The following is a 13669-nucleotide window of genomic DNA, read 5'->3' on the forward strand; positions in this document are numbered from 1 at the left end:
GCTCCCCCTCCGGGCCGCCCGGTGGCCCGGCCGACGGCTCAGTTCTGGTGCGCCTCGTAGTGGGCGACCGCGTCCGCGGTGCGTCCGGCACCGTATACCCGGAGGAACTCTGCCAGTTCCGGGTGGGTCGGGGCGAGGGCGTCCGCGGCATCGATGATGTCGCCCGCCGCCGCGACGGAGCGCAGCAGTGACTGGATCTCGCGCACCACACGCTTCACCGTGGGCGCACCCGAACTCGTCGTCGACTGCGAGGCATTGGTCAGGACGGAGCCGCCCTGGGACTTCTTGATCTCGTCCATGCGGTCGGTGGCCTCGGCGGCGCTCACACTGCCGTCGGCGACCTGGCCCGCCAGCTCCTGAAGGAGCTGGACGCGCTGGACGACCGCGGGGTTGCCGATCTTGGCGCGCTGCCCGCTCATCAGCTGGGACAGCATGGGCGCTGACAGACCGAGGACGCCGGCGAGGCGTGCCTGGTTGAGGCCCAGATCATCGATGAGACGACGGAAGAGCGCCCCCAGCGGCTCCCCGTACCAGTTCCGCTGGAGCTCTCGTGCTCTCGCGGTTGTCTCTTGTTGTGCGGCGTCCATTGCGTCTCCCCATCGCTTCCCCAAAAACCGCGGTTCGCTGCCGCGAACCACGCCGAGCATCTTACGGAGCGTGGTCGTTCACCGGGACCCCCAATCCTTTTGCGAGATCCGGGGGGTGACCCGGTACTCTGGTCTGCGTTGCCCACCGGAACGTGGTTCTTCCGGCTCGGTGCATCGTTTTCGGGGCCTTAGCTCAGTTGGTAGAGCGCTGCCTTTGCAAGGCAGATGTCAGGAGTTCGAATCTCCTAGGCTCCACAGAGAAACGCCGTAGGGCGGGAGCACCTCAGTCAGATGAGGTGCTCCCGCCCTACGGCGTTCTCAGTCTTTGCGCAGGTCAGTGCAGGTCAGTGCAGGTCAGCGCCGGTCGTCCCGCTCCGAGGCTTCCGAATCGGCCTGCTTGGCCTGGACCTCGGGGTCGAGGGAGGCCTGGGCGCTGCCGTCGACCGAGGTCAGCGGTGTGCTGTCCGGGACCTCTGTCGCGGCGGGCGGCTCGACGAGCCAGTCCGGGTTGGCCTGCTTGTCCCACCACTTCCAGGCGGCGACCGCACCACCCGCCAGGAGGCCGAGGACGACGAGGCCCTTGGCGAGGCGCCCGGCGCGGGCCCGGCGGTCGTGCTTGCGGGCGAGCCGCTGGATCTCCTTGGGCGAGACCTCACCCCGTAGTGCGGCGAGCGCCGCGACGCCGCGGGACGCGGCCTCGTCACGGACGGGCTGGGCCGCGGCCACTGCGTGCTCGATCCGCGGCTTCGAGTAGTCGGCGGCCTGCCGGGCGGCCTCACGGGTCTGCTTGGCGGCCTTGCGGGTGCGGACGGCGGCTTCGTGGGCAGCCTGATCGACCTTCGGCGGCACATGCGTGCGGGCCTGCTCGATGCGCGGTCCGACATGGGCGCCGTACTGGACACGGGCTTGCTCGGCGGCCTGCTGCGCGGCGTGCGACACCTTGGGCGCGAGTCGTACGCGTGACTCGTGTGCGTAGTGGACGGCCTGCTCCTTGGCCGTGCCGGCGTAGGGGGCCACCGCCTCCGCGGCATGCCGCACGCTGTCCCTCGCCGAACCGGTCGCGGCGCGCACGCTGTCGATGCGGGTCACGGGATCCTCCTCCTCGGTGGCTTATAGGTATGTCACCTTTCCACCCTTTCGAGGATCATGCCTTCCGGATGACTCCGAGGCACGAAAGGGCGGGCATCCGGGTGCGATCAACGAGCAACTGGATCAAATCGGTACTAAGGAGAGCATCGGTACTAAGGAGCGCAAGGAGAGCTCTTCGCCGACAATGCCACGGATCGCCCCGACGCGCGCCTACTCGGTGGCTACTCGTCGCATTCCGGTCCGTGGGAGGATCTGAAGGTCACAGAGGACAACGGAAGGCAGACCGTGGCCGAGCAGCTCTACGCCACCCTGAAGACCAACCGCGGCGACATCGAGGTGCTGCTGCACCCGAACCACACGCCGAAGACGGTCAAGAACTTCGTCGAGCTCGCCAAGGGTGAGCGCGAGTGGGTCAACCCGCAGACCGGCAAGAAGACCACGGACCCCCTCTACGACGGCACGGTCTTCCACCGCGTCATCAGCGGTTTCATGATCCAGGGCGGCGACCCGCTGGGCAACGGCACGGGTGGTCCGGGCTACGAGTTCGCGGACGAGTTCCACCCCGACCTCGCCTTCGACAAGCCGTACCTCCTCGCCATGGCCAACGCGGGTCCCGGCACCAACGGCTCGCAGTTCTTCCTGACGGTCTCCCCGACGGCCTGGCTGACGCGCAAGCACACCATCTTCGGTGAGGTCACGGACCCGGCGAGCCAGAAGGTCGTCGACGAGATCGCGGCCACGCAGACCAACCCGCGCACCGACCGCCCGCTCCAGGACGTGGTCATCGAGTCCGTGGTCATCGAGACCCGCGGCGCCTGACCCCGGCGTACCCACGAGGGAACCAAACCGCCCCGCCCATCCGTAAGGAAGGGCGGGGCGGTGCGTTCGCCGCGTGGGCGTAGCTGTGCCGTCGTACGGAAATTGAGGGGACCCCATGGACCAGGCACCAGGCAGCCCGCAGGGGCCGAAGGACGCACCGAACCTGCCCGGCTGCTACCGGCATCCGGACCGCGAGACCGGCATCAGCTGCAACCGCTGTGAGCGCCCCATCTGCCCGGAGTGCATGATCAGCGCCTCGGTGGGCTTCCAGTGCCCCGAGTGCGTGCGTGAGGGGTCTGGCACCGGCCACGCGCCGACGGCCAACCAGCCGCGCACCCTCGCGGGCGGCTCGATCGCCGACGACCCGCGCCTGATCACCAAGATCATCCTCGGTCTGAACGCGGCGGTGTTCATCGCGGTCCTCGCCATGGGCGACCGCCTGGTGAACGAGCTTGTCCTGGTCGGAGCCTGGCCGCCGGCTCCCTGGGCGCCGACCGAGGGTGTCGCCGAAGGCCAGTGGTACCGCCTGGTCACGTCGATGTTCACGCACCAGGAGATCTGGCACATCGCGTTCAACATGCTGGGCCTCTGGTGGCTCGGCGGCCCTCTGGAAGCCGCGCTCGGCCGCGCCCGCTATCTCTCGCTGTACCTGCTGTCCGGCCTGGCGGGCGGCGCGCTGACGTACGTCGTCGCGGACGCGAGCCAGGCTTCGCTCGGCGCGTCCGGAGCGATCTTCGGTCTGCTGGGCGCGACCGCGGTCCTGATGCGGCGCCTGAACTACGACATGCGCCCCGTCATCGCGATTCTCGCGCTGAACATGCTCTTCACCTTCACCTGGAGCGGCATCGCCTGGGAGGCGCACGTCGGCGGTCTGGTCGCCGGTGTCGCGATCGCGTACGGGATGGTGCACGCGCCCCGCGAGCGGCGGACGCTCGTGCAGTGGGGGACCTGCGCGGTCGTGCTGATCGTGGTTCTGGCGGCTGTGGTCATCAGGACCGCGCAGCTCGCCTGAGGCGCACCGTTGGCGCCTGCTGTCGTCTGATGGGCACAGTTGTCCACAGCGGGTGCCCGCGCTTGTGCATTCCGTGGAGAACAACAGTGCCCCTTGTCGCTGACCTGGGTTTCCCCAGGAAGGACAAGGGGCCTGTGAGGGCTTGCATGGCGATCAGTCAGTCATACCGGCGTCAACGCCGAGTGGGTTATCCACAGATCGTCGTTCTTTTCCCCAGCCGGGGGCGAGGTGTGGATAGCGCTGTGGATAACTAAGGGCAAGGCTTGCGCGCAGCCCTGCGGGACCGGGCTACTTCCACTGAGTGGAGACGCCGAACCCCGCCGCGATGAAGCCGAAGCCGACCACGATGTTCCAGTTGCCCAGCGGGTCGATCGGCAGCTTGCCGTCGGTGACGTAGAAGACGACGATCCAGGCGAGCCCGATGAGGAACATCGCGAGCATCACCGGAGCCACCCAGCTACGGCTGGTCAGCTTGATGTTCGTCGCCTTCTTCGCGGGCGGCGTGTAATCGTCGGCCTTCTTGCGGATCCGTGACTTCGGCACGAGGGTCTCTCCTGTCGATACGGGGAGCTGAGCCCTCCCCCGGGCGTCCGTTAGCGTAGTGCTTCCGCGGCGCTGAAGGAGATAAGGGTACGTTGAGCAATTCCGCCGACTCCCCCACAGGTCCGGATCGCCGTTCTCGCTGGCGGCCGGTCCGGCTGCTCACGGCCGCCGTTTTCGCGCTCGCGGGGCTCATCTTCTTCACCAGCTTCAACACGGCCAAGGGCACGAACATCCGCACCGACGCCTCACTCCTGAAGCTCTCCGACCTCATCGAGGAGCGCAGCCACAAGAACGGCAAGCTGGACGAGTCCAATGGTTCGCTGCGCGACGACGTCGAGTCCCTGGCCGAGCGCGAGACCGGCGGCACGAAGGCGGACGACGCCCGGCTCAAGGCCCTGGAGAAGAACGCGGGCACCAAGAAGCTCCGTGGCGACGCCGTCTCCGTCACGCTCGCCGACGCCCCGCCGAACGCCACCGCCAAGCTCCCCGGCTATCCCGAGCCGCAGCCCAATGACCTGGTCATCCACCAGCAGGATCTCCAGGCCGTGGTGAACGCCCTCTGGCAGGGCGGCGCCGAAGGCATCAAGGTCATGGACCAGCGGCTCATCTCCACCAGCGCGGTCCGCTGCGTGGGAAACACCCTGATCCTCCAGGGCCGCGTCTACTCGCCCCCGTACAAGGTGACGGCGGTCGGTGATCCGGAGAAGCTCAAGACGGCGCTCGCCGCGTCCCCGGAGATCCAGAACTACATGCTGTACGTCAACGCGTACGGCCTCGGCTGGAAAGTCGATGACGACGGGGCGATGACTCTTCCCGGCTACTCGGGCACAGTGGATCTCCACTACGCGAAGCCTGTGGAGTAAGTGGAGTAACACGTGGAGTAGCACCCGGGGAGGGACCGTCCGGTGTCGGTGCGAGTACTCGTCAGGACGTTCAGCGAACTGTGCATCACCGTCGGCACGCTGATCGTGCTCTTCGTGGTGTACGTCCTGTTCTGGACCGGTGTGAAGGCCGACAACGCCATGGACAGCCAGATCGACACGCTGCGGGACCAGTGGGCGCAGGGTTCGGTGCCCACGGGGACGGGCGACAAGCCCTCTGGCGGCTCGGAGAGCGCTCCGAAGAAGCCCGGCCCCTACAAGGACGGCAAGCCCTTCTCCGTCATGTACATCCCGCGGTTCGGTTTCACGTGGAACAAACCGGTGCTCCAGGGCACAGGCACCGACATCCTTAAGAAGGGACTCGGTCACTACGGAGACACCGCCCAGCTCGGGCAGAAGGGCAACTTCTCCGTGGCGGGCCATCGCCGCACCTACGGAGACCCCTTCAAGGACTTCCCGAAGCTGCGTCCGGACGACCCCGTGGTGCTGACCGACGGCACCACCTGGTTCACGTACCGCATCGACAACAAGCCCTACAAGACGCTGCCCGGCGACATCGGTGTCATCGATCCGGTTCCGAGCAAATCGGGATACAAGGGGCCGGGGCGTTACCTCACCCTTACGACCTGTGAGCCAGAGTGGGGTCACAGCCACCGGTTGATCGTCTGGGCGCACCTTGACGCCACCCAGCCCGTCGAGGCCGGGAAACCGGAGGCACTGCGCCGTTAGTCTGGTGCCGTACGGCTACGGAAGGGACGGCATGTACGGCTGGATCTGGCGGCATCTGCCGGGAAACGCATGGGTAAGGGCACTGCTTTCGCTGATGCTCGTCTTCACTGTGGTCTACGTGCTCTTCCAGTACGTCTTCCCGTGGGCTGAGCCGCTGCTTCCCTTCAACGATGTGACGGTGGACGGCCAGTGAGCACCGAAGGGCGTCCGAGCCGCATCCTCGTCGTCGACAACTACGACAGCTTCGTCTTCAACCTCGTCCAGTACCTGTACCAGTTGGGCGCCGAGTGCGAGGTCCTGCGCAACGACGAGGTCGAGCTGCGCCACGCGCAGGACGGCTTCGACGGCGTCCTGCTCTCGCCGGGTCCTGGCACTCCCGAGCAGGCGGGTGTCTGCGTCGACATGGTGCGGCACTGCGCGGACACCGGGGTGCCCGTCTTCGGCGTCTGCCTCGGTATGCAGTCGATGGCGGTGGCGTACGGCGGAGTCGTGGACCGCGCGCCGGAGTTGCTGCACGGCAAGACGTCCCCGGTGGTGCACGAGGGCAAGGGCGTCTTCGCCGGGCTCCCGTCGCCGTTCATCGCGACCCGCTACCACTCGCTCGCCGCCGAGCCGGCCACCGTTCCGGCCGAGCTCGAGGTGACCGCGCGCACGGAGGACGGCATCATCATGGGCCTGCGCCACCGTGAACTGCCGGTCGAGGGCGTGCAGTTCCACCCGGAGTCGGTCCTCACCGAGCACGGCCACCGGATGCTCGCCAACTGGCTGGTGGAGTGCGGCGACAAGGGGGCGGTCGGCCGGTCGAGCGGTCTTGCCCCGGTGGTGGGCAGGGCCACGGCGTGACCGCGCTGCGCCCCGAGCGCGATTCCTCAGGACTTCCGCACGACGGGCAGTACGCGTCGCACGGGGATCCCGGGGCGTTTGAGGAGCCCGGGGCGTTCGAGGCGGCTGTCGACCATCTCGCCGATCCGCTGACCGACCCGTTGCCGGGTCAGCACCCTTCGCCGTGGTTCCGCAGCGGTCCTGCCGAGCCGGAGCCACAGCCACAGGCGGAGCAGCCCCAGGAGCAGGAGTGGTACGACCCCGAGGGGTACGCCCGCGATTGGTACGGGGAGCGGCAGCCGCAGGAACCGACGTACGAGGAGCTGTACGGCGCGTACGCCCCTCAACGCCCCGCACCGGTGTACGAGCCGATACCGGACGCCCCGCAGCCTCAGATCGACGATGAGACGGTCGGGCTGCGGACGGCGGACACCCGCCGAATAGCCGAGCCTGAGCCAGGACGTCCCACGGAAGGCCGGGCAGCCCGCCGCAAGGCCGCCAAGAAGGGCGCCCCGCAGCAGCCCGCCACGGTGGACTCCGCCGCCCCCCTCTCCCGCCTGGAGGCCCGTCGTGCCGAGCGCGCTCGCAGGCCCTCCGCGGGCGCCGTGGTGAGCCGGGGGATCGGTGAACTGTTCATCACCGTAGGCGTGCTGATGCTTCTCTTCGTCACGTACCAGCTGTGGTGGACGAACATCCGCGCGCACCAGCAGGCCAACGGCGCCGCCCATGACCTCCAGGAGGAGTGGGCGAAGGGCAAGGGCAAGCCGGGCGCCTTCGAACCCGGGCAGGGCTTCGCCCTCATGCACATCCCCCGCCTCGACGTGGTCGTGCCGATCGCCGAGGGCATCGACAAGTCGAAGGTCCTCGACCGCGGCATGGTCGGCCATTACAACGAGGGCGGCACCAAGACCCCGATGCCGGATGCCAAGAAGGGCAACTTCGCGGTCGCAGGGCACCGCAACACCCACGGCGAACCGTTCCGGTACATCAACCGTCTCGAACCGGGCGACCCCATCGTCGTGGAGACGCAGGACAAGTACTACGTCTACAAGATGGCGAGCATCCTGCCGCAGACGAGCCCCGGCAACACGAGCGTGATCGGCCCTGTCCCTCCGGGGTCGGGCTTCACCAAAGCGGGCCGGTACATCACACTGACGACCTGCACCCCGGAATTCACGAGTAAGTATCGAATGATCGTCTGGGGCAAGATGGTCGAGGAACGACCGCGCAGCAAGGGCAAACCGAGCGCGCTCGTCAATTAGAACGGCGAGAACGGGGCAGAACCAGTGGCAGCCACGACCGACCACGACGAGGAGCAGGCCGAGGCGCCCGCGCCCGCACGCACACCACGGCCACGAGGGCGCGGTCCCATCGCCACGGCCGTCAGTGTCTTCGGTGAACTCCTCATCACCGCGGGCCTGGTGCTCGGTCTCTTCGTCGTCTACTCGCTGTGGTGGACCAACGTCGTCGCGGACCGCGAGGCGCACCAGCAGGGCGACAAGGTGCGCGACCGCTGGGCGGGCGGCCCCGGGAACCTGAACACCAAGGACGGCATCGGCTTCCTCCACGTACCCGCGATGGGTGACGGAGAGGTCCTGGTCAAGAAGGGCACCAGCAGCAAGGTGCTCAACCACGGCGTAGCGGGCTACTACGAAGACCCCATCAAGTCGGCGCTCCCCCAGGACAAGGACGGTAACTTCACGCTGGCCGCCCACCGCGACGGGCACGGCGCGAAGTTCCACAAGATCGACAAGATCAAGAAGGGCGACGCGATCGTCTTCGAGTCACGGGACAAGTGGTACGTCTACAAGGTGTACTCGACGCTTCCGGAGACCTCGAAGTACAACGTGAACGTCCTGAAGCCGGTCCCGAAGGAGTCGGGCGCGAAGAAGCCCGGCCGCTACATCACCCTGACGACGTGCACCCCGGTCTACACGTCCAACTACCGCTACGTGGTGTGGGGCGAGCTGGATCGGGTCGAGAAGGTCGACAACAAGCGGACGCCGCCGGCGGAGCTGGGCTGACCGCACCGAAAACGGGCACCGCATACGGAAGAGCCCCGGACACCGCCCAGCAGGGCGGTGTCCGGGGCTCTTCCCGTGTACTGCGGTGAGGGCTAGTCCTTCTTGTCGCGGGAGAAGCCCGCGTTGCCTCCGAGGAAGCCGCCTCCGTCGTCCCCGCCGTCACCGCCACCGTTGTCGCCGTTGCCGCCCGCCGTGGTCAGGTTGACCGCGGTGTCGGGTGCGACCGGCTGGTTGGCGGCCGGATCGGAGAGGACTACGAGTGCGTTGTCGTCCTGCGGTCCCGTGATGGTGCCGACCGTCAGACCGGCGTCCTCGATGGCCTTGCGGGCGTCCTTGAGCTTCTGCCCGGTGAGCGTCGGCACGGTGGACTGCTCGGCCTCCTTGGCGACCTTCAGCGTGACGGTCGAGCCCGGATCGGCCTCACTCTGCGCGGCGAGGCTCTGCGAGAAGACCTTGCCGACCTCGGCAGTGGCGTTCTCCTCCTCCTCGCACGTACCGACGAGGTCGTTGGTCTTCAGCTGAGCCTTGGCCTCTTCGCAGGTCTTGCCGGTGACGTCGGGGACCGTGGACTTGGCGGCCTTCTTGGCCACCTCAAGGGTGATCTTGCTGCCCTTTTGCACCTCGGTACCGAAGGACGGGTCCTGGTCGAGGACCTCGTCCGGCGTGCCGGTGGACTCCACCGGCTTGGTGTCGACGGTGAACTGGTACTTGTCGCTCTCGAGCTTCTCCGTGGCGGTGTCGATGTCCAGGCCGATGACCTTGGGCACCGCGACCTTCGGGGCTCCTGTAGAGACCGTCACATTGATCGTGTCGCCCTTGTTGACCGTGGCATTGGCGCCCGGGTCCTGGGCGCAGATCTCGCCCTTCGGGTACTTCGCGCACGGCTTGTGCTTGGAGTCGTCGAGGGTGAGGTCCACGTTCTCGGCCGACTGCTTGGCGTCCGCCAGCTTCTCGCCGACGAAGTTCGGTGCCTTCAGTGAGTCGTCGCCGCCACCGTTCCCGGTGAACGCCCACTTCCCGATCAGGACCGCGCCCACCAGGACCAGCAAGCCCGCCAGAACCAGCAGCACCGTAGACGTGCTGCTCTTCTTCTGGCGGCGGCGTGAATGATCGTCGTAGCCGTCGTCCGGGCCGACCGGCGGCATCATCGACGTCTGGCCGCCGCCGTTCTGCGGGCGCAGCATCGCCGTCTGCTGGTCGTCCGGGTGGCCGCCGTACCCGACCGCGCCCATGGCGGCGGTCGCCTGGACGGGCTGGCCGTCGAGGCAGGCCTCGATGTCGGCGCGCATCTCGTCGGCCGACTGGTAGCGGTAGTCCGGGTCCTTGGTGAGGGCCTTCAGGACGATGGCGTCCATCTCCGGCGTGATCTCGCCGTCGAAGACGCTGGGGGCCTGAGGCTCTTCCCGTACGTGCTGGTAGGCGACCGCGACCGGGGAGTCCCCGACGAAGGGCGGGCGCACCGTGAGGAGCTCGTACAGCAGGCAGCCGGTGGAGTAGAGGTCGCTTCGCGCGTCCACCTGCTCGCCCTTGGCCTGCTCCGGCGAGAGGTACTGCGCCGTGCCGATGACCGCCGCTGTCTGCGTCATCGTCATCCCGGAGTCGCCCATGGCACGGGCGATGCCGAAGTCCATGACCTTGACCTGGCCGTTGCGCGTCAGCATGACGTTCGCGGGCTTGATGTCACGGTGGACGATGCCGTTGCGGTGGGAGTACTCCAGGGCCTGGAGGATGCCGATCGTCATCTCCATGGCGCGCTCGGGCAGCAGCTTGCGCCCCGAGTGCAGCAGCTCACGCAACGTGGAACCGTCGACGTACTCCATCACGATGTACGGGATGGAGATGTTGTCTACGTAGTCCTCGCCGGTGTCGTAGACCGCGACGATCGCAGGATGGTTGAGCGAAGCGGCCGACTGGGCCTCACGGCGGAACCGGGCCTGGAACGACGGATCACGCGCGAGGTCGACCCTCAGCGTCTTCACCGCCACAGTGCGTCCGAGGCGGGTGTCGTGCGCGAGGTAAACCTCCGCCATCCCGCCACGGCCGAGCACCTGGCCCAGCTCGTACCGCCCGCCGAGGCGACGCGGCTCTTCCATAACTAATCCAGCCCTCTCCGTCGGTCCCGACCGCACCTTTGTGTGGTCCGGCGGTGTGCTGTCCGGGCATACCGTACCCGGCTCGCCTTACGTGACCCGGCCACCACCGTCACCCGATACAGGACCGGTATCGCAACGTGCACTGATGTGAAGAGGCCGTGACGGGGGTCACTTCTTGCTGTCGAGAACCGCCTGCATCACGTCCTTGGCGATGGGCGCGGCCAGACCACCACCGGAGATGTCGTCGCGGCCGGCCTTGCTGTCCTCGACGACCACCGCGACGGCCACCGGCGAACCGGAGTCGGTCTTGGCGTAGCTGATGAACCAGGCGTAGGGGTTCTCGCTGTTGTCGATGCCGTGCTGGGCCGTACCGGTCTTTCCGCCGACGGTGACGCCCGGGATCTTGGCGTTCGTGCCGGTGCCGTCGTTGATGACCGTCTGCATCATGTCCTGGAGCTTCTGCGCGTTCTCCTCGGAGAGCGGCCGGCTCATCTCCTTGGGCGAGTGCTTCTCGATCACGTCAAGATTCGGCGCCTGCAGCTCGCTGACCATGTACGGCTCCATCAGCTTGCCGTCGTTGGCGATTGCCGAGGCGACCATGGCCATCTGCAGCGGCGTCGCGGCCGTCTCGAACTGGCCGATGGAGGAGAGCGCGGTCTGCGGCCTGTCCATCTTCTTGGGGAAGACGGAGGCGTTCGAGCGGACCGGCACGAACTGCTCTTCGTTGAAGCCGAACTTCTCGGCCGTTTCGGTCATCTTGTCCTTGCCGAGGTCCGAGCCGATCTTGCCGAAGACGGTGTTGCAGGACACCCGCAGCGCCTCACGCAGCGAGGCGTTCTTGCAGGGGAGGTTGCCCTCGTTCGGCAGCGGCTGCGTGGTGTCGGGCATCGTCCAGGGCAGCGGGGACTTGGTGGGCGAGTCGATGTTGTCGTACAGGCCGTGCTCCAGGGCCGCGGCGGCGGTGACCGCCTTGAACGTGGAGCCGGGCGGGTACGTCTCGCGCAGGGCGCGGTTGAGCATCGGCTGGTCTTTGTCCTTGTCCAGCTTCTGGAAGAGCTTGCCTTCCTTGTCCGTGATGCCCGCGAAGTCCGACGGGTCGTACGAAGGAGCGGAGGCCAGCGCCAGGATCGCGCCGGTCGACGGGTCGAGCGCGGCGACCGCGCCCTTGCCGCGGCCCTTCAGGCCCTCGTACGCGGCCTTCTGCGCGGCCGCGTTGAGCGTCGTGACGGCGTTGCCGCCCTCCTTCTTCTTGCCCGTGATCATGTCCAGGCTGCGGGTGAAGAAGAGCCGGTCGTCGTTGCCGGTGAGGATGCCGTCCTCGATGGACTCGATCTGCGTGGCGCCGATGCGCTGCGAGGCGTAGCCGGTGACGGGGGACCACATGGGCCCGTTCTTGTACGTCCTCTTGTACTTGAAGTCGTCGCCGTTGGTCGCCTTGGAGCCGGTGACGGCCTTGCCGTCGACGATGATGTCGCCGCGCGGCTGGGCGTACCGCTCGATGGGGACGCGGCGGTTCTTCTCGTGCTCGGCGAGGCTGTCCGCCTGCACGTACTGGAGCCAGTTGTCCCGGGCGAGCAGGGCGAGGATGAGGAGCCCGCAGAAGATCGCGATCCGGCGCAGGGGCTTGTTCACGGTCGGACCACCTGGGTCATCTCGGCGTCGGGGTTGGGAGCGGGGGCCGGCGCGGGGCGGCGCGCGGTGTCGCTGATGCGGATGAGGATGCCGATCAGCGCCCAGTTGGCGATCACCGAGGAACCGCCGTTCGCGAGGAACGGCATGGTCATACCGGTCAGCGGGATCAGGCCCATGACGCCGCCGGAGACGACGAAGACCTGGATGGCGAAGGCGCCGGACAGGCCGATCGCGAGCAGCTTGCCGAAGGGGTCGCGGGCGGCGAGCGCCGTACGCACACCGCGCTCCACGATCAGCCCGTACAGCATCAGGATCGCCATCACACCGGCGAGACCCAGCTCTTCGCCGAAGGTGGCGAGGATGAAGTCGGAGTTGGCGGCGAAGCCGATCAGGTCGGAGTGCCCCTGACCGAGCCCGGTGCCGAGCACGCCGCCGGAGCCGAACGCCATCAGGGACTGGGCGATCTGGTCGCTCTGTGCGAGGACGGTGTCGGAGAACGGGTTCAGCCAGCCGTCGACACGCTGCTTGACGTGCGGCTCGAACGTGGCCACCACCACGGCGCCGACCGAGGACATCACGAGACCGAACACGATCCAGCTGGTGCGCTCAGTGGCGACGTACAGCATCACGATGAACATGCCGAAGAACAGCAGCGACGTACCGAGGTCGGTCTCGAAGACCAGGATCAGGATGGACATCGCCCAGACGACGATGATCGGGCCCAGGTCACGGCCACGCGGCAGGTAGAGGCCCATGAAGCGGCGGCTCGCCAGGGCGAGTGCGTCGCGCTTCACCATGAGATAGCCCGCGAAGAAGATCGCGATGACGATCTTCGCGAACTCACCGGGCTGGATGGAGAATCCGCCGACCGAGATCCAGATCTTGGCGCCGAAGACGTTCATACCGAGGCCCGGCACGAGCGGCAGGAGCAGGAGGACCAGGGAGGCGACCATGGAGATGTACGTGTAGCGCTGCAGGACTCGGTGGTCCTTGAGCACGAGCAGCACGGCGACCAGGAGCGCGATGCCGATGGCGGAGTACATCAGCTGCTTGGGCGCGGAGGGGCTGAAGGAGCCGGTCGCCGCTTTGGCGAGGTTCTGCAGCTTCTCCGACTGGTCGAGGCGCCAGATGACCACCATTCCGAGGCCGTTGAGCAGCGTCGCGAGCGGCAGCAGCAGCGGGTCCGCGTAGGGCGCGAACCTGCGCACCACGATGTGGCCGACGGCCGCGAGCAGTCCGAGCCCGCAGCCGTAGCCGAGCATTCCGGACGGCAGTTCGCCGTCGATCGCGAGGCCTACGTTGATGTAGGCGAACAGCGGGATGACGACGGCGAACGCAAGGAGCGCGAGCTCGGTGTTGCGCCTGCTCGGCGCTCCGATCGCGCCGATGGTCGACGTGTGTGTAGTGCTACTGCTCATGGCGTGCAAAGGCCCCCAAC

General features: G+C 67.5%; 14 protein-coding genes and 1 tRNA gene. 9 read left to right on the forward strand and 6 right to left on the reverse strand.

Annotated features, from left to right (window positions below):
• Positions 1 to 38 precede the first annotated feature (38 nt).
• Positions 39 to 587: a helix-turn-helix domain-containing protein gene (locus ACGFSB_RS09260; protein WP_393396371.1), complete on the reverse strand. Its 549-nt coding sequence runs from the start codon at positions 585 to 587 to the stop codon at positions 39 to 41.
• 182 nt (positions 588 to 769) lie between these two features.
• Here ACGFSB_RS09260 and ACGFSB_RS09265 point away from each other — a divergent pair.
• Positions 770 to 842, forward strand: a tRNA-Ala gene (locus ACGFSB_RS09265).
• A gap of 99 nt (positions 843 to 941) precedes the next feature.
• Here the strand turns inward: ACGFSB_RS09265 and ACGFSB_RS09270 are convergent.
• Positions 942 to 1676, reverse strand: coding sequence for a DUF5324 family protein (locus tag ACGFSB_RS09270; protein WP_393396373.1), 735 nt, complete (start codon positions 1674 to 1676; stop codon positions 942 to 944).
• A gap of 285 nt (positions 1677 to 1961) precedes the next feature.
• Here ACGFSB_RS09270 and ACGFSB_RS09275 point away from each other — a divergent pair, with 285 nt between their 5' ends.
• Positions 1962 to 2495 carry a peptidylprolyl isomerase gene (locus ACGFSB_RS09275; RefSeq protein ID WP_393396375.1) on the forward strand — a complete coding sequence of 178 codons (534 nt, stop codon included), beginning with the start codon at positions 1962 to 1964 and terminating at the stop codon, positions 2493 to 2495.
• Between the two features lie 115 nt (positions 2496 to 2610).
• The gene (locus tag ACGFSB_RS09280; protein WP_393396377.1) at positions 2611 to 3507 is read left to right on the forward strand and encodes a rhomboid family intramembrane serine protease; all 897 of its coding nucleotides are present in this window, start codon (positions 2611 to 2613) and stop codon (positions 3505 to 3507) included.
• Between the two features lie 288 nt (positions 3508 to 3795).
• Here ACGFSB_RS09280 and crgA read toward each other — a convergent pair whose 3' ends face one another.
• Positions 3796 to 4050 (reverse strand): cell division protein CrgA, encoded by a 255-nt coding sequence (crgA, locus tag ACGFSB_RS09285; RefSeq protein WP_160506128.1) that lies wholly within the window; start codon positions 4048 to 4050, stop codon positions 3796 to 3798.
• A 92-nt stretch (positions 4051 to 4142) separates the two neighbouring features.
• On the opposite strand from crgA, the gene ACGFSB_RS09290 reads away from it, so the two are divergent.
• Genes ACGFSB_RS09290 through ACGFSB_RS09315 form a run of 6 tightly spaced genes read left to right on the forward strand, consistent with a single transcriptional unit; the run spans position 4143 to position 8506 of the window.
• Complete coding sequence (locus tag ACGFSB_RS09290) at positions 4143 to 4913, forward strand: DUF881 domain-containing protein (protein ID WP_393396379.1); 771 nt, start codon at positions 4143 to 4145, stop codon at positions 4911 to 4913.
• Between the two features lie 48 nt (positions 4914 to 4961).
• The gene (locus tag ACGFSB_RS09295) at positions 4962 to 5660 is read left to right on the forward strand and encodes a class E sortase (protein WP_393397026.1); all 699 of its coding nucleotides are present in this window, start codon (positions 4962 to 4964) and stop codon (positions 5658 to 5660) included.
• A 31-nt stretch (positions 5661 to 5691) separates the two neighbouring features.
• Positions 5692 to 5853, forward strand: a complete 162-nt coding sequence (locus ACGFSB_RS09300) for a hypothetical protein (protein ID WP_393396381.1) — start codon at positions 5692 to 5694, stop codon at positions 5851 to 5853.
• On the forward strand, positions 5850 to 6503 hold the full coding sequence (locus tag ACGFSB_RS09305; protein WP_393396383.1) for an aminodeoxychorismate/anthranilate synthase component II: 654 nt from the start codon (positions 5850 to 5852) through the stop codon (positions 6501 to 6503). The genes ACGFSB_RS09300 and ACGFSB_RS09305 overlap by 4 nt, the downstream gene beginning before the upstream one ends.
• Positions 6500 to 7744 (forward strand): class E sortase, encoded by a 1245-nt coding sequence (locus ACGFSB_RS09310; RefSeq protein ID WP_393396385.1) that lies wholly within the window; start codon positions 6500 to 6502, stop codon positions 7742 to 7744. The genes ACGFSB_RS09305 and ACGFSB_RS09310 overlap by 4 nt, the downstream gene beginning before the upstream one ends.
• A 24-nt stretch (positions 7745 to 7768) precedes the next feature.
• Positions 7769 to 8506 carry a class E sortase gene (locus ACGFSB_RS09315; protein WP_393396387.1) on the forward strand — a complete coding sequence of 246 codons (738 nt, stop codon included), beginning with the start codon at positions 7769 to 7771 and terminating at the stop codon, positions 8504 to 8506.
• Between the two features lie 92 nt (positions 8507 to 8598).
• Here ACGFSB_RS09315 and pknB read toward each other — a convergent pair whose 3' ends face one another.
• The 3 genes from pknB to ACGFSB_RS09330 all read right to left on the reverse strand — a co-directional run bounded on the left by pknB (position 8599) and on the right by ACGFSB_RS09330 (position 13649).
• Entirely contained in the window at positions 8599 to 10599 is a 2001-nt protein-coding gene (pknB, locus tag ACGFSB_RS09320; RefSeq protein WP_393396388.1) for a Stk1 family PASTA domain-containing Ser/Thr kinase, read from the reverse strand.
• Positions 10600 to 10767: 168 nt separating this feature from the next.
• Positions 10768 to 12231, reverse strand: coding sequence for a peptidoglycan D,D-transpeptidase FtsI family protein (locus ACGFSB_RS09325; protein ID WP_393396390.1), 1464 nt, complete (start codon positions 12229 to 12231; stop codon positions 10768 to 10770).
• Complete coding sequence (locus ACGFSB_RS09330) at positions 12228 to 13649, reverse strand: FtsW/RodA/SpoVE family cell cycle protein (RefSeq protein ID WP_393396392.1); 1422 nt, start codon at positions 13647 to 13649, stop codon at positions 12228 to 12230. Before ACGFSB_RS09330 ends, ACGFSB_RS09325 begins: the two co-directional genes overlap by 4 nt.
• Between the last annotated feature and the right edge of the window lie 20 nt (positions 13650 to 13669).

It is taken from the genome of Streptomyces sp. NPDC048441 (genome assembly GCF_043200235.1).
Lineage (GTDB): Bacteria > Actinomycetota > Actinomycetes > Streptomycetales > Streptomycetaceae > Streptomyces.